Raw genomic sequence first — 15,672 nt, 5'->3', positions numbered from 1 at the left:
TGTGGGAGGAACACTGTGCGCGGAACAATGCTCCGACTCTCCATCGGCATGCTGTTCAATGAAGGGGCGATCGGGCTTTACAATACCCTGTGGCCTCTGTACTTAGCGTCACTTGGCGCGTCACCGCCACAAATCGGGCTGGTCATTAGTCTTTCTGGCTTAGCGCGCATGGTGTTTCTTCTGCCAAGCACCATGCTCGCTACCCGCGTACCACCACGGCGTTTGATCGTGGCAATGCGGGGACTTGCTGCGCTTGGCTTGCTGGGATGTGGCATTGCACAGCACTGGTGGCATGTGCTCCTGCCGCTCGTCCTGGTAAGCGTGGGCGTGCTGGCGTTTCCAGCGCTTTCCAACCTCCTTGCTGGACTCGGTGGGGATGCGGCTGAGCGAACACGTATCTTTACGATCGTCTACACTGTCGCGCCATCGTTCGCCTACGTGATCACGCCGGCCATTAGTGGGATGATCGGGCAAACATTTGGGCTTCGCTGGACGCTGATCGGGGCAGGCATCCTCACCGCGTGTGCAGCGTTGACCTTCGCAACGGTGCCAGCCCCAACGTCGCCGGTTGCCCCTGGTAGCGCAACCGGATACCGAATCGCCTTAGCCCATCCGGGAGTGCGCTGGGTCAGCGCACTGATGCTCATTACGCTGACAGTCCTGCAACTCGGGCTTATTCTTGCGCCGAACTACTTGCAAGACGTGCACAGCGTGCCGGTCGAGTGGATTGGCTGGTTCGGATCAGCTGCCGCGGTGGGAAGCGTCGTCCTGAGCATTGCCATCAGCCGCGTGCGAGCACTTCAGGCCCCGTTTACCGCACTCATGGTCTCGGTTGGGCTCGTTGCGGCGGGTATGGTGCTCCTCCTGATCGGCCACTCGCTGGCAAGTTTTGTTGTCGCATACGTGCTGCGGGGAGGATTCCTGGTAGCCTGGTCAGTCTTTTACGCAGCCTACGGCGAAGTAACCCCGGAGCACCTGCGTCCACCAGCGTTTGCCCTGGCTGAAATCATCGGAAGTGCCAGCTCAACCCTTGCACCGTATGCTGCTGGCTGGCTCTACATTATTCATCCGCGAACGCCCATCGTGGCGGCACTCGGCGCAATTGTGCCGCTCTGTTGGGGAATTGTGGCCATTAAGCAGAAGCTAGCCCAAGCGCCGGCGCCCGAGCCAGTCGCACATGACGAGCGTACGCTTATCCCCTAAGCAACGGGTGGGGGGAGCATGTGGCGATCCGACGAGCGAGGGACGAGACAGAAGACAACAGCGGAACTGCGGATCGAACGAGCGCAAGAATGGGCGCGCTGGTTTACCGGTGAAGCCAGCGTGACGGCCTACCGAACGGCGTTGGCCAAACACACCTCGCTCGCCTGGGAAGCACTCTGGGATGCGCAGAGCGACCTCTTGCGGCTACTCGTTGATCGCGTGCCTGCGGAACTCGGCGCACCGGCCCTCCTTGCCATCACCACGTTGAGCGCTCGACATGCGAAACCCGATGAAGCTGGGCGCGCGCTCCTGGCAACGCTCGTCAACGAGCTCGCACCGGGCCATGCGTACACCGTTTTCGCTGCGCTTGCCGACGCGTGGGCTAATGCTGCCACCGCGCCCTATGCTGAACGTGAGCAGCGAATTCGAGCAGTCCTGTGCCGGGTTTTTCGCCAACTGGCAGCTGCCGGAGCCGATCGCGAAGGCGCCCTGCAGACCCTTGCCGTACAGCTTGCATTGGATGAGGATAACCGTCGGATACAATAGAGGATACACTGACCGTATACTTCGAAATAGCAAGAGGGTGGAGGCGACCAGTGGGCGCACATCCCTGGCTAGCATTAATCTACATCGTCCTCATCGTCCTCTGGGTCGTTGAGCTTGTAGCCGTGTATCGGCGAGCTCCGTTGCTTGGCCGTGATCCACTTACGTTACTCTCGGGGGCAGTGATCTTCTTTGTGCTGGCATTGCCAGTCGTGAACACCGCGCCAGGCATCGTCGAGAAGGTCGGCGAGTTCTGGGCACGCGTTGTGCAGGCGCTGACCGGGCGAGCGACACCTGAGCTTCAGTCCACGCCCCGGCTCGTCATGCCGGGGCGGACGGTGCTGCTCGTGCAAGATCGGGTTCGGATTGGACGTTACCCCAACAACGACATCGTGATCGACCACCCCACCGTGTCGGCATACCACGCCGAACTGATCCGACGGCCAGATGGACGATACGAATTGATTGACCGCGAGAGTCGCAACGGGACGCGAATTAACGGCACGCCGGTACGCAACGCGATCTTGCGCCACGGTGACCAGATTACGTTTGGCGCGATCACCGTGCACTACTTAGCGACATCGACGACGGAGCAGGCGCTGAACCGTGGCGGGATGCCGATCCGCCGCTAGGAAGTAGAGCACTCGCACAAGCGAACGCGTGCAGCAGGCATGCCACCTCGTGTAGGAGAAAAAGAGCCGCCGCTCGGCGAGGGCAACCGAGCGGCGGTGATTTCACGCTTTACGCTGCGCGGTTAGTACCCGCGCGGCGAGAACTGCCGGTGAGCGCGATAGCAGTCTGAGCAGTAGACGGGCCGATCTTCCCGCGGGACGAACGGCACCATGGTCTCACGGCCGCAGTCGCTGCAGATCGCGGGGTAGAGCTGACGCTCGCCACGCGGCTCGCGATCGCGGTTGTCACGGCCGCGGTACCCACCGGAACCTTCCTGACGGCTGTTCCTGCGGGAGCGGTGGAGTTGGCGGCACGAAGGGCAGCGCGTTGGCTCGTTAGTGAATCCCTTATCAGCGTAGAAGCGCTGCTCACCCGCGGTGAAGACGAAGGTCTCACCACAGTCACGACAGACGAGGGTCTTATCCTGGAACCCGAAGCTCATCTCTTCCGGTACTCCTTAGTAGGGCTCATCGCACCAATTGCTGGTGCGAACAACAAACGAACACACTTCACACTGGCTGCAGGGGGTATCTCGCTGAGATGAACTCGGGGACAGGCCCTCTCTGTCGCCTCGGGCTTCACGCGGCACCCCAGACCAGCCACTTCACTTTATCACACGTTTCCCGTTTTCGCAAGAGGGGCAGACCGTGTTTCTTCCGCTTCCCCATTTCCCTTGACAAAGGGAGCAGGACATACCGGCTACCCATGCTGGATTTCCGCCCGTAGCGCACGGTCGAGCGAACGAAGCCAGACGAGAAAGGCTACGACGAGAGCGAAGGGCACAATGAGCATCACGAGCAGAAAGATCGATCCCGGAATCTGGACAAGTGCACTCGTCAGGATACTAACCTCAAGAACCAGGAGCCACAGCGTGGTCAGAACGGCAAAGACCACCATTGCCTCGATATACCGGTTGAACCAGGCAGAGCGCCGTTCAGGCGGCAACGATGGTAGGGCGAGAAAGAAGGCCGGCAGATTGATGAGATAAGGGAACCGGTTAACGAGCACGAAGCGCCAGCGGACAATAGCCAAGAACAGCACCGGAACAATGCTCAACGCTGGCAACAGGAAGAGCAATTCGGTGCGACTTCCATAGCGATCCGGCTCGCCGTGCAGGGTAAAGTGCACTGGGACAACGGGCGGGAGGCGGAAGAAGAGTCCAAGTCCAATTCCCCAGATTGCGACAAGTTCGAGCACGAGCAACCCAGCGAGCCACTGTCCCCGGCGGCTGAGCGGCTGTGGCGGTACGTGGACAATTCCCACAGCTTGTTTCCTCACCCTATAACGTTACCCTCGCAAAGAATACAGGAACGAAGCCTCGGGAGGATGAAGGGTAACGCGACAGTATATAGTTGAGCAGCAGAGGGAGCGAGTGAGGAGGCAACCGTGACGGCAGAGACAAGGACAGGGCAGGTACAGTTGCAGGCGTTGCGTGCGCGGCTGCTGCCCATTCTTCGGGCGCTTGTCGCGCAGTTTCGCGATCGGGCGTTTTATCCAGGCTATCCCGTCATTTTTGATGATATCGAGGGTAGTGGAGCGATAGGATTAGAACTTGCGCCCGGACACAGCCTCACCGTCTTGCAAGAAGGTGACCACCTCGTGGTCGAGATCATCCGGCCGGACTGGCGAGACCGCGAGGTAGGGCGAAGTGCCGGGCACGAGCGCTTTGGAGCAACGCCGCGCGTGATCCGTCGCTCGCTTGCACCGAATTTGAGCGATGCTGAACTCCGCGATGAACTAGCACGGCTTATTGGCGCCTGGCATGCCCAGCCACTATTCATCTACCAGTCAGATACGTAGCGTGTACCAAGACCAGCAGGACAGCAAAACAGCGCGGCCGCCTCTGTCAGCGGCCGCATCATGTTTCACGTGAAACATTGCCGGGATTAGGCGATCCAAGGGTCAATTGCGCGCTGATAGCTCAGCAATTCCTCGGGGCGGAAGAAGAGGTCAATTTCGTACGCAGCCGACTCTGGACTGTCAGAGGCATGGATCAAGTTCTGGCCAATCGTCAAGCCAAAGTCACCACGGATCGTGCCAGGAGCCGCTTCCGCAGGATTCGTCGCGCCAACCGTGCGCCGGGTAATCGCAATCGCGTCTGGGCCTTCGACGACGCCCACAACCACCGGCCCAGAGGTAATGAACTGCACGAGGTCGGCGAAGAACGGCTTCTCCCGGTGCACTGCATAGTGCTTTTCGGCTAACTCACGACTGACGTGCATGAGCTTGAGACCAGCGAAGCGGAGTCCACGCCGCTCGAGGCGGGCGAGGATCTCGCCAATCAAGCCACGCTGAACGGCATCCGGCTTGATAATGATGAGCGTGCGCTCCACACTCAACTCCTCTCCACATCTCCACATCGGCAAGCATGCACAATACACAAACAAAGCCGGCACATGCCGGACTCCCTAGCCTAGCATGGCAAACGGCGTTGCGACAACGCACGCCAGCACTCAGCGCTCACTCATCAACACCGCATCAAGTTGATCAGCCGCCGAAGTCAGGAACGAAGGAATTGACTGCCCAGCAAGTGTCGCATCGAGCAACGCAGCCACCAAAATCCGTTCGCCAAGCGCAAAGGCAAGCGCGCCCGTACCAAGCGCGACGACGCCGCTGCGCTCGCCACGGGCCAATGCATGGCGTGCAAGGAGCGCTGAGGCAGCACCAAGTCGTTCAGCATCTTCAGCACTCAAGGCAAGGGTGTCGATAATCAATCCGTCGACCGTGGCAGCAAGCGCACCGAGGACGGCTTGCTCGGCAAGGAGCCGAAGTAACACCGCACGCACCTGCTCGTGGAGCACCATACGAACCCCTAGCGGTGACGAAGCGAACGCTCATAGTGGCGGCGAGCGAGGGCATCGGCACCTTGCCGACGATAGATGGCACCGAGTAGACGGTCAGCCGCAGCCGCCTCACGCCCTTCCGTTTCTTCAGCAATCCTGCTCAGCACAGCAACAAGCTGCTGGTCGTAGGCCGGACCAAGACGGAAAACTCGATGAAAGAGGCGCAATGCTTCATCGAGATGGCCCGCTTCAAGCTGAGCCTGCGCTGCAGCGAAAAGAGCGTCCGCTGAATCACCTGGTGGAGCAGGCGCCTGCGCACCGGCGGAACTCGGCTGGTCAGGAACCGGTTCAGCGGACACGGCAGGTGAAGGTACTGCTGGCGGGACGTCAGCCGATGGACTTGCCGCTGCTGGTTCGGCTGGCGCTTCCTGCTGAAGCTGGAAAGGTAGCTCAGATGGCGGCTCAGGCGGGAGTGGCGGCAAGATGCCGGTTTCGCGCAGTTGCTGCTTGGCCGCACGGGCACGCTCAACGACGTCGTCAGTAACGCCGAGGTGCGCGAGCGTTTCGGCGACCTGATCTTCAGCCTCATTCGGCTCAGCCTGAGCCGAGGGATGATGGGTAGACTCACTAGCTTGAGGGCTAGCAGCCTCAACGAGGCCGAGTTCCTCGGGAGAGAACGGTGCAATATCGGGCAAAGAATCAAGCGGTACGAATTCGGGCGCGGCAGGGATATCCGAAGGCCGCGCCGCCTCAAGCTCTTCATCCGACGGCAAGGAAAGGAGCGGTTCTGGTGGAGGAGCTTGATCCTGCGTGTGAGCAACGGGCTCACCCTGTGCCGCTGGTTGCGATGGCGGGGTACTGAGCTCGTCGAGGGACGGGAGACGAAAGAGCTGGTCAAGGAGCGCCAGTTCTTGCTCGAGCGAGACGGTCGATTCAGCTGAGGGCAAGGGAGCAGGCTCACGCTGCGCTGCTACCAACGCATCCTCGTCAATCATCGGCGGCTCGGGATACTTCAACTTCTGGTATGCATCCACCGCCCCGAACTCAGCAAGCACCTGTGCCATGACCTGACCATCAAGGTCAACGTCGTACAAGCGAGGAGCAATCACCGACGCGTCACCATTGTCAGTACCGATCACCACCGCCAACGGTACGATAGCATCTGGCAACCGCTCAAGCACTCGATGTGCCCACTGCGACGCGTCACGCACGCGACCAGCACGCCAGAGAACGAGCGCCAGCATCTGCTCAAGATCCGGACGATCATTCAGATCACGGAGCGCGCTTTCCAGAGCCAAAGCAGCCCGCATCCAGCGCCCCTGATGGATGTACATTGAAGCAAGAGCGGGGAGCGTGAAGAAGAGCTGACCTTCGCCAAAGAGGGCGGCACTCAAGCGGGCGAGGCGTTGGCGGAGCGAGCTTTGCCATGGAGTGAGTTCCCACGCAGCCTGACAATAACGCAACACAAGCTCACGCTGGCCACGCTGCTCGGCAATATCGGCAAGGCCAAGCAGAGCTTCGGACGAGCCAGGATGATAGCGGCGGGCTGCCTGCAACGCTTCTTCAGCAAGAAGGAGGTCGCCAAGTCGCAGCGCCGCCTGGCCCAGGAGGAGATAAGCCCGGAAGTATTTCGGGAAGCGAGTCACCAACGCTTGGCAAAGCCGCACTGCCTCAAGCTGGCGACCCTGTTCAAGCGCCATTTCCGCCTGCTGCACCACTTCAGTTATGGGTCGCATGGTCATTCCCACTCACCCCCACCCTGCGCCGACGCGGCGTCCGCTCCTACTCCCACGCCTCGCGGCTGATCCGGAATACTTCACCGCCAGTATACGAGCTTGCGCGGCAGAGCTACAGCTGCCATTCGTCCTAGATCGGCGAGAGGAAACGGTAGGAAGAGCGATGACAGAACGGCGAGAACCGGTTAGCGACCCCCTTGGCGTGCGCGAGACAACAGCCTGGGTCATGAGCCGGGCAAAAAGTGTTGCCATTGCGGACGAAGCACTTCCTGCACTCGCTGACCAAATTGCTCGCTATGCCGAGGGGGAACCAAGTTGGGACCATCCGCTTCACTGGCGAAGGGCACCAGAAGCAACGGCAAACTATGTGCTGGTGCTCGATGCACTGAACTTCTGCTTTTGGGGTGAGCCACGCTGGCGCGTGCAGTACCGCGGCGTCACATACGACGGGTACTGGGCGTTGGCAGCAGCGTTGCGGCGCGCTATTGAACAAGGTAAACCACTCTGGGACGCGCACTACCTGGCCACGATCACGGACAACGAGGTGGCAGCGATTCTTGCAGGAGAGGGCGAAATCCCCCTGTTTTCTGCCCGCGTGCGCCACATGCGCGAAGTCGGGAAGGGGCTCCTTGCGCACGCAGACGGGCACTTTCACACATTGCTTGCACGTGCACAGGGAAGCGCAGCCACGCTCGTCCGGCTCGTCGTGCAGGCTTTTCCTTCATTCAACGACATCGCCATTTATGAGGGGCAGGAAGTGCGCTTTTACAAGCGGGCACAGTTGCTGGTGAGCGATATCGCTGGGGCGCTGCACGGGCATCCTCTGGGGCAGTTCACGGATATGACGATATTGACCGCCTTCGCTGATTACAAGCTGCCCCAGGTACTCCGTTGGCATGGGGTACTGCGTTACACGCCTGATCTGGCAGCGCATATTGACCAGCGAATGCTCATTCCCGCTGGGAGTGCGTGGGAGGTCGAAATCCGCGCTGCGACCGTACAAGCAGTTGAACGGCTCGCAGCAATGCTCGACCAACGAAGCGGCAACTGGCCAGCGTGGCGAGTCGATTGGGCACTTTGGCAAATTGGTCAAACATTGCCGCCCGAGGCGCCGCCCTACCACCGAACGCGAACTATCTTCTACTGATGCTTAGCCGCCTGGCTCCCTGTGCTCTCGGCAAAGCGTTGCAGGCGCAAGAAGCCGATTGGATGCTCGGTTTTGCCGTTGAGAGCAAGGTCACTCACGATCTCTCCAACAACGCTCCCGAACTTGAACCCATGGCCCGAGAAGCCGCAAGCCAGCACAACCTGTGGCCAGAGGGGATGGCGATCGATGATGAAGTGCTCGTCCGGGGTCATAGTATAGAGACAGGTAAACGACCAGAGCACACCATCCGCCGCACCGGGCACATACCGGTTGAGCACAGACTGGAGCGCGGCAATTTCGTCAGCGGTGACAGTCCGACGGCAGGTCTCAGGGGTGCATGGCTCGCCAGCATCGTGACGGCCGAATTTCACGCCCTGCTCAGGCAAGGCCGGGAAGCCGTAGTACTGCCCTTCATCGACCGCAAGAAGATAGATCGGTAGGCGATCAGCGGCAAACCGGCTTGGGTCAGCAGGCGCGAAATGGACATTCACGATTCGTCGGACAGTCAAGGGAAGGCCAAGGCCGGCGAGCACCTGCGGAGCCCATGGACCAGGCGTTATGACGAGTCGGTCAGCGGCATAGCGGGCTTTTGCTGTCTGAACAGCTACCCCTTCTCCGTCAACCCACCACTGCAGCACCGGTTCTTCAAAGCGCAACGCGGCTCCGTGGCGTTGGGCAACGTCCCAGCAGGCATCGAGGCAAGCTTCAGCATCAAGAAAGCCAGCACGTGATTCAAGTAAGCCGACAAAGTCGTCAGGCACGCGGAAAGGAAACCGCGTCATCAGTGCTGAGGCATCGAGGAGTTCATAGGGAATCTGGTGGCGCTCGGCGCTTGCCAGCGCTCCCGCAACGAATGCACTCTCTGGTCGGCCAATGCTCAAGCCGCCAGTGATGTGGAGAAGGCGGCGTCCAGTCACCTCCTCGAGTTCGCGCCAGCGCGCATACGCTCGCCGGACCAGTGGCACATACTCCGGCGATTCGAAGTAGGCCTCACGGATAATCCGTGTCCGGCCATGGGATGAGCCATTGGTATGATGCCGCGAAAACGCCTCAAGTGCCAGGACGTGGTAGCCACGTTGAGCAAGCGTAGCAACGGTTGCGCTTCCCATAATTCCGAGACCAAGGACAATTACATCGTAGTGTTCCACGCACCGTTCCTTTCCTCGTGTGGATCTCTTCTTCTCTTCTTTGTGTATATCTCGTCGTCCTTCGTCGGGCGTGTGGATTGTGGGGAAATCCGCACGTTCCCTCGTCGGGACGGCAATGTTGCCCTGGATGACTGTGTGGGCAACAGCCCGTTTCAGCTTGGTGTTTTCCCTGGTGCCCTGTGACGCAGTGACGAGTCGGGGAACTATCCCCGTTGCGGGAGGAGTGATCCCCATGATATCCCCGAAGAAAGCGCCAACTCTCCCCGGATGGTGTGGATAACCTGATGGAGTTATCCACATTTGCGGGTAAGTTCTCCACATCCCACGGCTGGCTCCTGGCGAAGCCGCGTAGCGCTGTGCCTGGCAGGCAGAAGCATGCAGTGGGGTAGAGCACGCGCCGTATCACGGAAGGATCTCGGCAATTCGTCGTTGGGCGGCGCGAAGCGTCCAGACGACCTGATTCAGTCCACGGCCAAGGTGAACGCGAACAGCGTGCCAGCGGTCGCTCTCGGGTGGGAGATGCGCCAGTTCAGCGGCAGGCGCAATTTCCGGAATCGGTGGGAGGTTTTGTGCTGGATCGTGGCGAAACCGTCCCTGCCGGACGTAGCCGAGCGGAACAAGGTGTCGGGCAAGTGCACGTTGGGCAGCATTGATCCGTCGGACATCGGGGTCATCGACTTCGCGATCGAGCAGGGTTTCGGCAAGCTCATAGAATCGGTCGAGGGTGGTGAGCAAGTTGCCGGCAGCACGGAAGGCTGGCCCAAAGTCAAACGCGTCGCCCGCAGCTTCTTGATAACGGAGCAGCGCTCCTTCAAGTTCGCGAACCGTCGCACGATAGTCGAAGGGGTGAACGGGCGCATTGAGCACGCGCAGGACTGTGGCAGCATAGACCCGCATGTCGCGCAGCAGGTTATCGGGGTCGGCAACCTCGAGGGTATCGTCTTCCGTGTGCCAGACAATGTTGCCGCCGCAGCCACCGACGGGATAGAAGCCCTTCGCACGGGCGAGTTCTTCTGGCATGGTCGATGAGAGCATGAGGAAACCAGTGATCCCGAGGTTGTTGAACGAGTAATCGCCGGCGCGTGATGGGCGCGTACCCGTTGCCTGCTGCCGTGTCAGATCGTAGACGACAGTGCGGAGCAGGTCGCTTGCCTCAGCCATCCATGAGAGGTCGCGGTATTCGGTGGCCCAGCGGCAGCCCGGAGAGTCACAGTTAATGTGAGCAATACAGTTTGGCACGAGATCTTGGGCAAATGTGTCGGCAAACCAGGTCGATCCAGCGTATCGACCGTGTGAATGGCCGCTCCACCAGGCGACGCGGAGTGTCCGGCGGAGGCGATCGCGATGCTGCCAGAAGACGCGGGCGAGCTCAAGCAACGTCGCGTCACCAGTCGCATTGTCGCCGATACCAACGTGCCAGGAGTCAAGGTGCGCGTGCAGCAGGACGAACTCATCAGTTGCTGGCGAACCCGGAATTTCGGCGACAAGGACGGGGATAGGACGCCAGCTGGTTTCGACGACCGTGGAAAGGGCAACAGTAACCGGCCCCTTGGCAAGTTGTTCTTTGAGCCACTCGCCATCAGGCCGAGCGATTGACAGGAGTGGGGCATGCGGCACGCGGCCGAGGGCATCAAGGTCAGGTGATCCCCAGCTCGTCGTCGCAATGCCTTCATGGATGTACTGGCCAGGGTGGATAAAGATCACCCCGAGTGCGCCACTCTGTCCAAGCTCGACACCGCGTGCGGCCATGCCCATGCCGTCGGTCAGGATGACCTTGCCGTGGACATCGGCAGTGAGGCGAGTTGGGCCGCTGCCAAGGACGCCGGCGATGTCAGTCGGCTGCTCGCCTGGAACGTAGACCAGTTCGCCTACAATCTCGTGCCCGTCGGTTGATGGGCTGAACGAAAGAGTTTTGGCACGGATCGGTCGCTCAACAGGGGCGAGGGTGCGGAGTGTTGCGCGGCGCGGCAGGCTGATGAGGCATGTAGGGTGATAGAGCCGGTAAGGGATACCCCAACTTTCCAGCCGTTCCTGGATGTACGCAACCGCTTCGGCTTCGTCCTGACTGCCGGAGAGGCGTTCGAGCGTGCTAAAGCGCTCAAGGAGAGCCCACGGCTCATCGATCGTAATCTGCTCGAGAATGGCCTGTTCAGCTTCTGGGTCGCGCCACTGTGTCAGCATGCCTTCCTCCCTGGTTATCCATCAGCCGGGCATCGTTGCGTGCATCGTTGCCGCCGCGTGCTCGCTTCCCGCGGAATCGTAACTGAGGAACGCGCTGCTGAGTAGTCACGCTGCAGGCGGCCTGAGATGCACCAGCAGGAGGCACTGGAGAGCGACTGAGGGAGTCGCTTTCCTTGCCTCCTGCTGGATGGAGAGGACATCGCAGGGCGGGAGTCCTGCGACGCCCACAGAGCGCCTCTATTCCCAGCGGAAGAGGCGGCTGGCAAGCACTGAAGAGACGATCCAGACGGCTAACAGGCCACCAAGTGCCGGAAGGTGGGTGCGGAGTGATTCTCCGACCCACGTTGCACGGAGGAGTGTAACAGCTGGGGTTGCCGGGAAGATCACGGAGATGCGTCGCAGGTTTTCAGAGAGAATCTCGCGTGGCAGAGCGGCGCCGGAAAGAAACATCATCGGAAAGAAGATGACGAAGCTGACTGCTTGAGCCATGCGTGCCGAATTGCAGAGGCTGGCAACGAGGAATCCAAAGGAGAACAGGGCGAGGCAGCTGAGCACGAACGCGACAGCCACGCTGGTGATGGTTCCGGCAAAACGTAAGCCGTAGAAGAGGCGCGCTGCCACGATCATAAGCAGGGTGCCACTCAACGTGAAGGCGAAGAGGGTCAGTCCTTCAGCTCCCAATAGCGCGAGCGGCGAGATTGGGGTAACTGCCAGCCGACGGAGGATCCGTCGCTCACGATAGGTCGAGAGGTGGATTGGCAGTGAGAGTGACCCAACAGTTGTGATAATAAGGACAATGTAACTTGGGACAGAAAGATCAATGGTGCCGAAACCAGCGAAACGAGGTTCGTTTCCGTAGATACTGCCGAACAAGAAGATGAGCATGACTGGGTAAATGAGTGTGAAGAACGCTGCGAACGGATTGCGGAGATAGAGTTTCCATTCAGTCCAGGTGAGCATCCAGAAGCCGCGCATTGTCTGCCTCCTCATCCACGCTAATCGCGCACCTGTTGGCCGGTGAGCGCCAAAAACACGTCTTCGAGCGAGCCGTGCTGTACCGTGAGTCCAAGTGGGGGAATTCCGCGAGCCGCTAAGGCCTGAATAATCTCGCTGACGACCTGCTCGTTGCAGACGGTGATCACTACCTGGCCATCGCGGAATTCGACGGCGCTGACCCCCGGAATTTGGCGGAGCCAATCCCATTCGTGGGTTGCTCCAGCCTGGAGGAGGACGCGGACTTGGCCAGCAAACTGCCGCACCAGGTTTGCCGGGGAATCGAGGGCAATCAGCCGTCCGCGGTCAATGATGGCGATCCGATCACAGAGCGCTTGCGCCTCTTCCATGTAATGGGTGGTGAGGAGAATTGTCTTCCCGTGCTCGCGAATCTGGCGAATGAACTCCCAGATAGCGCGGCGGGCTTGAGGGTCAAGTCCGGTCGTCAATTCATCGAGAAAGAGGACCTGGGGATCGTGGATAAGCGCGAGGGCGATGAAGAGGCGCTGTTTTTGCCCGCCCGAGAGTTTGGCAAACGGTGTGCGCGCTTGTTCGGCAAGGCCAAGCTGTTCAAGGAGCTGGGCCGCGTCGCGCGTGCGTCGGTAGAACGAGCCAAAGAGATCGAGAGCTTCGCGCACCTTCAATTGGTCTGGGAGGGCCGATTCTTGGAGTTGGACGCCGATCTCATGCACCAACACGTGTCGTTCGCGCCAGGGATCGTGTCCAAGTACCGCAACCCTGCCGCCGTCCGGCCGCCGCAACCCCTCGAGGCATTCGACGGTCGTTGTTTTGCCTGCCCCGTTTGGTCCGAGCAGACCAAAGATCTCTCCCTGTTCAACAGTAAACGAGAGGTCGTCAACTGCAACGGTAGTTCCGTAGATTTTTCGAAGGTGATCAACGACGATGATCGGCGTCATGCTTTGTCCCCCTTTCGATTCGGCTGCGTGTCGGTTGTGGCAGGTGATGCACCATTTGGCTCAACGAGCGTTGGGTTGAGGATGGCGCGGAGCGCCGCGAGATGCTCGGCGAAGGCATGTTGCCCATGGGGTGTGAGGCTCACGAAGGTGCGGGGCTTCCGACCAACGAACGTCTTGCGCACAGCGACGTATCCTGCTTCCTCGAGCTTCGCCAAGTGCGTACCAAGGTTACCGTCGGTAAGGTCGAGGATATCACGGAGATACGTGAACTCAACTTCAGTTCCAGGCCCGAGCGCACTCAGCGCTGCCATAATGCGTAACCGTGTCGGTTGGTGGATTAGCTCGTTCAATTGACTCATGGCCGGTAGGCAATCCAGAGATAGAGGCCAGTGCCGAGGAGCGTGCCGCCGCCGAGGAGCGCCATTAACCACAAGTAGTAGTCTGGCAGCAACCATCCTCCAAGGAGCGTCACCGCCGTAATGACGAGGCCGACGATCAATTGGCCTCGCCACAGCCAGATGCCCTGGATGACATAGCCAGCCATAATGATGATCACGAGCAGCATGCTACTTCTCAGCGGGGGAAGAGGCCGCGCTACAAAGAGGACGAGTCCCGCGTATCCGGCCAACGCGATCCAGGACCAGAACAGCCGTAGCCCATTCGGCGAAAGGACACGACCGGAATACTGGTTTCCGATGATGATGCTGGCGACCAAGCCAACGATATCAAGCGCTATCCAAAGGATCCCCGCAGCGGCTGGAAACAAGGCGCTGGTCGAAAATCCAACGATCCAGATTGCTCCCCAGAGGATGGCAAATGGGGCGAAGGAATCGCGGAGGAGAGCACGCCGCACTTTCTGGCTCGTTTGATCGACAAGGACCAACGCTTGGCGGATTTCCTCGGTTTGCATCGACGTCGCTCCATTCCATCGAGTACTCACAAGATCTGTAGAGTACTCTGCAATGCAGAGTACTCTATGATGACGTGCTTGTCAAGCCCTGGTTCATTGCTCATGCTCGGTGCGAATGTCCTGCTTGAGCCTCTCAGCCGAGAGACGTTCTGCGACTTTTCGTCTGATAGACGCAGGCAAGGCCTCACCGTGAGGCTTTCAGTCGGTAAGAGGGTAGGCAAGCTTGCAGTTCTTCTGGATCATGTCGGCTCTTCCCCGCAACGGATTGGGAATGAAGCGTTTGTGCGGGAGAAGCGAGCGTCGCCCTGTGGAATGCGCCCGTATATGGCGTGGCGTAGAAGCAGACAAGCTGGAAGACTACCTGATGGTCGTGAGCACGGCTGCGATGATTTGCCAGATGAGGGCGAGAATGAGAAGCCAGACGAGCGCGACGAGTGCGATGCCAACCAAGCGCCAGTGCGTTTGCCAACTCCTCGCAGTTTGGCGCGCTTCGGCGACGACGTCAGGTGGGATCCGCCGGAGCGCGAGGGTAAGTAAGCCAGGAGTGATCACGGCGTCGTCGAGCTGACCAAGAACGGGGATAACGTCAGGAATCAGGTCAATTGGGCTTGCGAGATAGGCAAGGGCGAGAGCAGCCAGCACACGTGATGACCACGGAACGCGCCGGTCGTGAATCAGTGCCGCAAGCAATGCTGCAAGCATCGCGGCATCGGCCGGCAAGGTTTCCGTCGCCCAGGTGCGAGCACGACCGAACAGCGAACGTGGTAGCTGTGGTGATCGGTCCTTGGGCTCGTTCATGGCCGGCAACACCTACCGCGATGGCGCTGGAGCGGGGTGTTCCTGCTCGGCCTCAGCAACGCGGGCGAGCGCAGCCATTCCCTGGTGAAGCGCGGACAATTCGTCGAGCGAAAGCCGGGTGAGTAACTCGTTCAATGCAGCGCGGTTGCCATCGCGCAGCCGTTGATGGAGTTGCTCACCAGCTTCAGTGAGACGAACGAGCGTCCGGCGTCGGTCATGCGGGTCTTCAGCGCGTTCAGCCAGACCGGCCTGGACGAGTCGGTCGACGAGATGGCTGGCGGTTGGCCCACTGACGCCGAGCCAGCGTGCGAGTTTACCCACCGTCACAGGCTGAGTATGCGCGAGGCGATAGAGCACTTTCAGTTGGGCAGTGGAGAGATCGAGTTCTCGCCAGACAGGCGCGGCGCGCGCGTGCGTCGTGCGCAGGACAACATCAAGTGCGTTCCAGATCTCCTGAATCAACCGCTCACGACTTGGATCGGTCATTCTTCCTCCCGAGCTACCCAAGACCGTGTCGTGCTTGTCACAGGGTACCATGATCTGGCGCGTTGGGGAACTGGGAACCTTCTGCAACCGTCGGCCGTATACTTATAGTGGAAGCGGGGTTCCCCAGCCCGCTTCTGATCCCGCTGGAGCGAGAC

The 15,672-nt window shown here is 60.1% G+C and carries 18 protein-coding genes; 5 read left to right on the top strand and 13 right to left on the bottom strand.

Going from position 1 to position 15,672, the window contains the following annotated elements; translation table 11 throughout:
* The first annotated feature begins 15 nt into the window (after positions 1 to 15).
* The 3 genes from N675_RS04390 to N675_RS04380 are packed head-to-tail and all read left to right on the top strand — an operon-like array spanning position 16 to position 2,378.
* Positions 16 to 1,203 carry an MFS transporter gene (locus N675_RS04390; protein WP_156100815.1) on the top strand — a complete coding sequence of 396 codons (1,188 nt, stop codon included), beginning with the start codon at positions 16 to 18 and terminating at the stop codon, positions 1,201 to 1,203.
* Positions 1,204 to 1,221: 18 nt separating this feature from the next.
* Positions 1,222 to 1,749, top strand: a complete 528-nt coding sequence (locus tag N675_RS04385) for a hypothetical protein (protein WP_038038243.1) — start codon at positions 1,222 to 1,224, stop codon at positions 1,747 to 1,749.
* Positions 1,750 to 1,799: 50 nt separating this feature from the next.
* Complete coding sequence (locus N675_RS04380) at positions 1,800 to 2,378, top strand: FHA domain-containing protein (protein WP_038038242.1); 579 nt, start codon at positions 1,800 to 1,802, stop codon at positions 2,376 to 2,378.
* 122 nt (positions 2,379 to 2,500) lie between these two features.
* On the opposite strand, the gene N675_RS04375 is transcribed toward N675_RS04380, so the two are convergent.
* The gene (locus N675_RS04375; RefSeq protein WP_038038241.1) at positions 2,501 to 2,860 is read right to left on the bottom strand and encodes a zinc-ribbon domain containing protein; all 360 of its coding nucleotides are present in this window, start codon (positions 2,858 to 2,860) and stop codon (positions 2,501 to 2,503) included.
* 257 nt (positions 2,861 to 3,117) lie between these two features.
* Positions 3,118 to 3,681 carry a DUF1648 domain-containing protein gene (locus N675_RS04370; protein ID WP_038038240.1) on the bottom strand — a complete coding sequence of 188 codons (564 nt, stop codon included), beginning with the start codon at positions 3,679 to 3,681 and terminating at the stop codon, positions 3,118 to 3,120.
* A 123-nt stretch (positions 3,682 to 3,804) separates the two neighbouring features.
* Here N675_RS04370 and N675_RS04365 point away from each other — a divergent pair, with 123 nt between their 5' ends.
* Entirely contained in the window at positions 3,805 to 4,218 is a 414-nt protein-coding gene (locus N675_RS04365; protein ID WP_038038239.1) for a hypothetical protein, read from the top strand.
* 86 nt (positions 4,219 to 4,304) lie between these two features.
* Here N675_RS04365 and ndk read toward each other — a convergent pair whose 3' ends face one another.
* The 3 genes from ndk to N675_RS04350 form a co-directional block, all read right to left on the bottom strand.
* Positions 4,305 to 4,751: a nucleoside-diphosphate kinase gene (gene ndk / locus N675_RS04360; protein ID WP_038038238.1), complete on the bottom strand. Its 447-nt coding sequence runs from the start codon at positions 4,749 to 4,751 to the stop codon at positions 4,305 to 4,307.
* Positions 4,752 to 4,871: 120 nt separating this feature from the next.
* A complete protein-coding gene (locus tag N675_RS04355; protein WP_038038237.1) occupies positions 4,872 to 5,222 on the bottom strand; it encodes a hypothetical protein in 351 nt (116 codons plus the stop codon).
* Between the two features lie 8 nt (positions 5,223 to 5,230).
* Positions 5,231 to 6,943 (bottom strand): tetratricopeptide repeat protein, encoded by a 1,713-nt coding sequence (locus N675_RS04350; RefSeq protein ID WP_038038236.1) that lies wholly within the window; start codon positions 6,941 to 6,943, stop codon positions 5,231 to 5,233.
* 157 nt (positions 6,944 to 7,100) lie between these two features.
* Here N675_RS04350 and N675_RS04345 point away from each other — a divergent pair, with 157 nt between their 5' ends.
* Positions 7,101 to 8,084, top strand: a complete 984-nt coding sequence (locus tag N675_RS04345; RefSeq protein ID WP_038038235.1) for a queuosine 5'-phosphate N-glycosylase/hydrolase — start codon at positions 7,101 to 7,103, stop codon at positions 8,082 to 8,084.
* Here N675_RS04345 and solA read toward each other — a convergent pair.
* The 8 genes from solA to N675_RS13540 all read right to left on the bottom strand — a co-directional run bounded on the left by solA (position 8,078) and on the right by N675_RS13540 (position 15,517).
* Positions 8,078 to 9,232: an N-methyl-L-tryptophan oxidase gene (gene solA, locus N675_RS04340; RefSeq protein ID WP_038038234.1), complete on the bottom strand. Its 1,155-nt coding sequence runs from the start codon at positions 9,230 to 9,232 to the stop codon at positions 8,078 to 8,080. The genes N675_RS04345 and solA overlap by 7 nt on opposite strands.
* 402 nt (positions 9,233 to 9,634) lie before the next feature.
* On the bottom strand, positions 9,635 to 11,413 hold the full coding sequence (locus N675_RS04335; protein ID WP_038038232.1) for a M28 family metallopeptidase: 1,779 nt from the start codon (positions 11,411 to 11,413) through the stop codon (positions 9,635 to 9,637).
* 237 nt (positions 11,414 to 11,650) lie between these two features.
* Positions 11,651 to 12,388 carry an ABC transporter permease gene (locus N675_RS04330; RefSeq protein ID WP_038038231.1) on the bottom strand — a complete coding sequence of 246 codons (738 nt, stop codon included), beginning with the start codon at positions 12,386 to 12,388 and terminating at the stop codon, positions 11,651 to 11,653.
* Positions 12,389 to 12,408: 20 nt separating this feature from the next.
* Entirely contained in the window at positions 12,409 to 13,323 is a 915-nt protein-coding gene (locus N675_RS04325; protein ID WP_038038230.1) for an ABC transporter ATP-binding protein, read from the bottom strand.
* The gene (locus N675_RS04320) at positions 13,320 to 13,682 is read right to left on the bottom strand and encodes a winged helix-turn-helix domain-containing protein (protein ID WP_051914141.1); all 363 of its coding nucleotides are present in this window, start codon (positions 13,680 to 13,682) and stop codon (positions 13,320 to 13,322) included. Before N675_RS04320 ends, N675_RS04325 begins: the two co-directional genes overlap by 4 nt.
* On the bottom strand, positions 13,679 to 14,233 hold the full coding sequence (locus tag N675_RS04315) for a hypothetical protein (RefSeq protein WP_038038229.1): 555 nt from the start codon (positions 14,231 to 14,233) through the stop codon (positions 13,679 to 13,681). The genes N675_RS04320 and N675_RS04315 overlap by 4 nt, the downstream gene beginning before the upstream one ends.
* A 357-nt stretch (positions 14,234 to 14,590) precedes the next feature.
* Positions 14,591 to 15,031 carry a YkvA family protein gene (locus tag N675_RS04310; protein WP_231577931.1) on the bottom strand — a complete coding sequence of 147 codons (441 nt, stop codon included), beginning with the start codon at positions 15,029 to 15,031 and terminating at the stop codon, positions 14,591 to 14,593.
* Positions 15,032 to 15,043: 12 nt separating this feature from the next.
* The gene (locus N675_RS13540) at positions 15,044 to 15,517 is read right to left on the bottom strand and encodes a MarR family winged helix-turn-helix transcriptional regulator (RefSeq protein WP_051914137.1); all 474 of its coding nucleotides are present in this window, start codon (positions 15,515 to 15,517) and stop codon (positions 15,044 to 15,046) included.
* Positions 15,518 to 15,672 lie beyond the last annotated feature (155 nt).

This window comes from Thermorudis peleae (assembly GCF_000744775.1).
In the GTDB taxonomy this organism is placed as follows: Bacteria; Chloroflexota; Chloroflexia; order Thermomicrobiales; family Thermomicrobiaceae; genus Thermorudis; species Thermorudis peleae.
The sequence above is the reverse complement of the archived record's forward strand: the minus strand, read 5'-3'. Positions and strand labels throughout refer to the sequence as shown.

Bases quoted from the DNA above. Each gene is read 5' to 3' on its own strand.
- N675_RS04335 (WP_038038232.1), bottom strand. From the start codon at position 11,413: ATGCTGACACAGTGGCGCGACCCAGAAGCTGAACAGGCCATTCTCGAG.
- N675_RS13540 (WP_051914137.1), bottom strand. From the start codon at position 15,517: ATGACCGATCCAAGTCGTGAGCGGTTGATTCAGGAGATCTGGAACGCA.
- N675_RS04310 (WP_231577931.1), bottom strand. From the start codon at position 15,031: ATGAACGAGCCCAAGGACCGATCACCACAGCTACCACGTTCGCTGTTC.
- N675_RS04330 (WP_038038231.1), bottom strand. From the start codon at position 12,388: ATGCGCGGCTTCTGGATGCTCACCTGGACTGAATGGAAACTCTATCTC.
- N675_RS04325 (WP_038038230.1), bottom strand. From the start codon at position 13,323: ATGACGCCGATCATCGTCGTTGATCACCTTCGAAAAATCTACGGAACT.
- N675_RS04375 (WP_038038241.1), bottom strand. From the start codon at position 2,860: ATGAGCTTCGGGTTCCAGGATAAGACCCTCGTCTGTCGTGACTGTGGT.
- N675_RS04345 (WP_038038235.1), top strand. From the start codon at position 7,101: ATGACAGAACGGCGAGAACCGGTTAGCGACCCCCTTGGCGTGCGCGAG.
- N675_RS04350 (WP_038038236.1), bottom strand. From the start codon at position 6,943: ATGACCATGCGACCCATAACTGAAGTGGTGCAGCAGGCGGAAATGGCG.
- N675_RS04355 (WP_038038237.1), bottom strand. From the start codon at position 5,222: ATGGTGCTCCACGAGCAGGTGCGTGCGGTGTTACTTCGGCTCCTTGCC.
- N675_RS04385 (WP_038038243.1), top strand. From the start codon at position 1,222: ATGTGGCGATCCGACGAGCGAGGGACGAGACAGAAGACAACAGCGGAA.
- N675_RS04315 (WP_038038229.1), bottom strand. From the start codon at position 14,233: ATGCAAACCGAGGAAATCCGCCAAGCGTTGGTCCTTGTCGATCAAACG.
- N675_RS04320 (WP_051914141.1), bottom strand. From the start codon at position 13,682: ATGAGTCAATTGAACGAGCTAATCCACCAACCGACACGGTTACGCATT.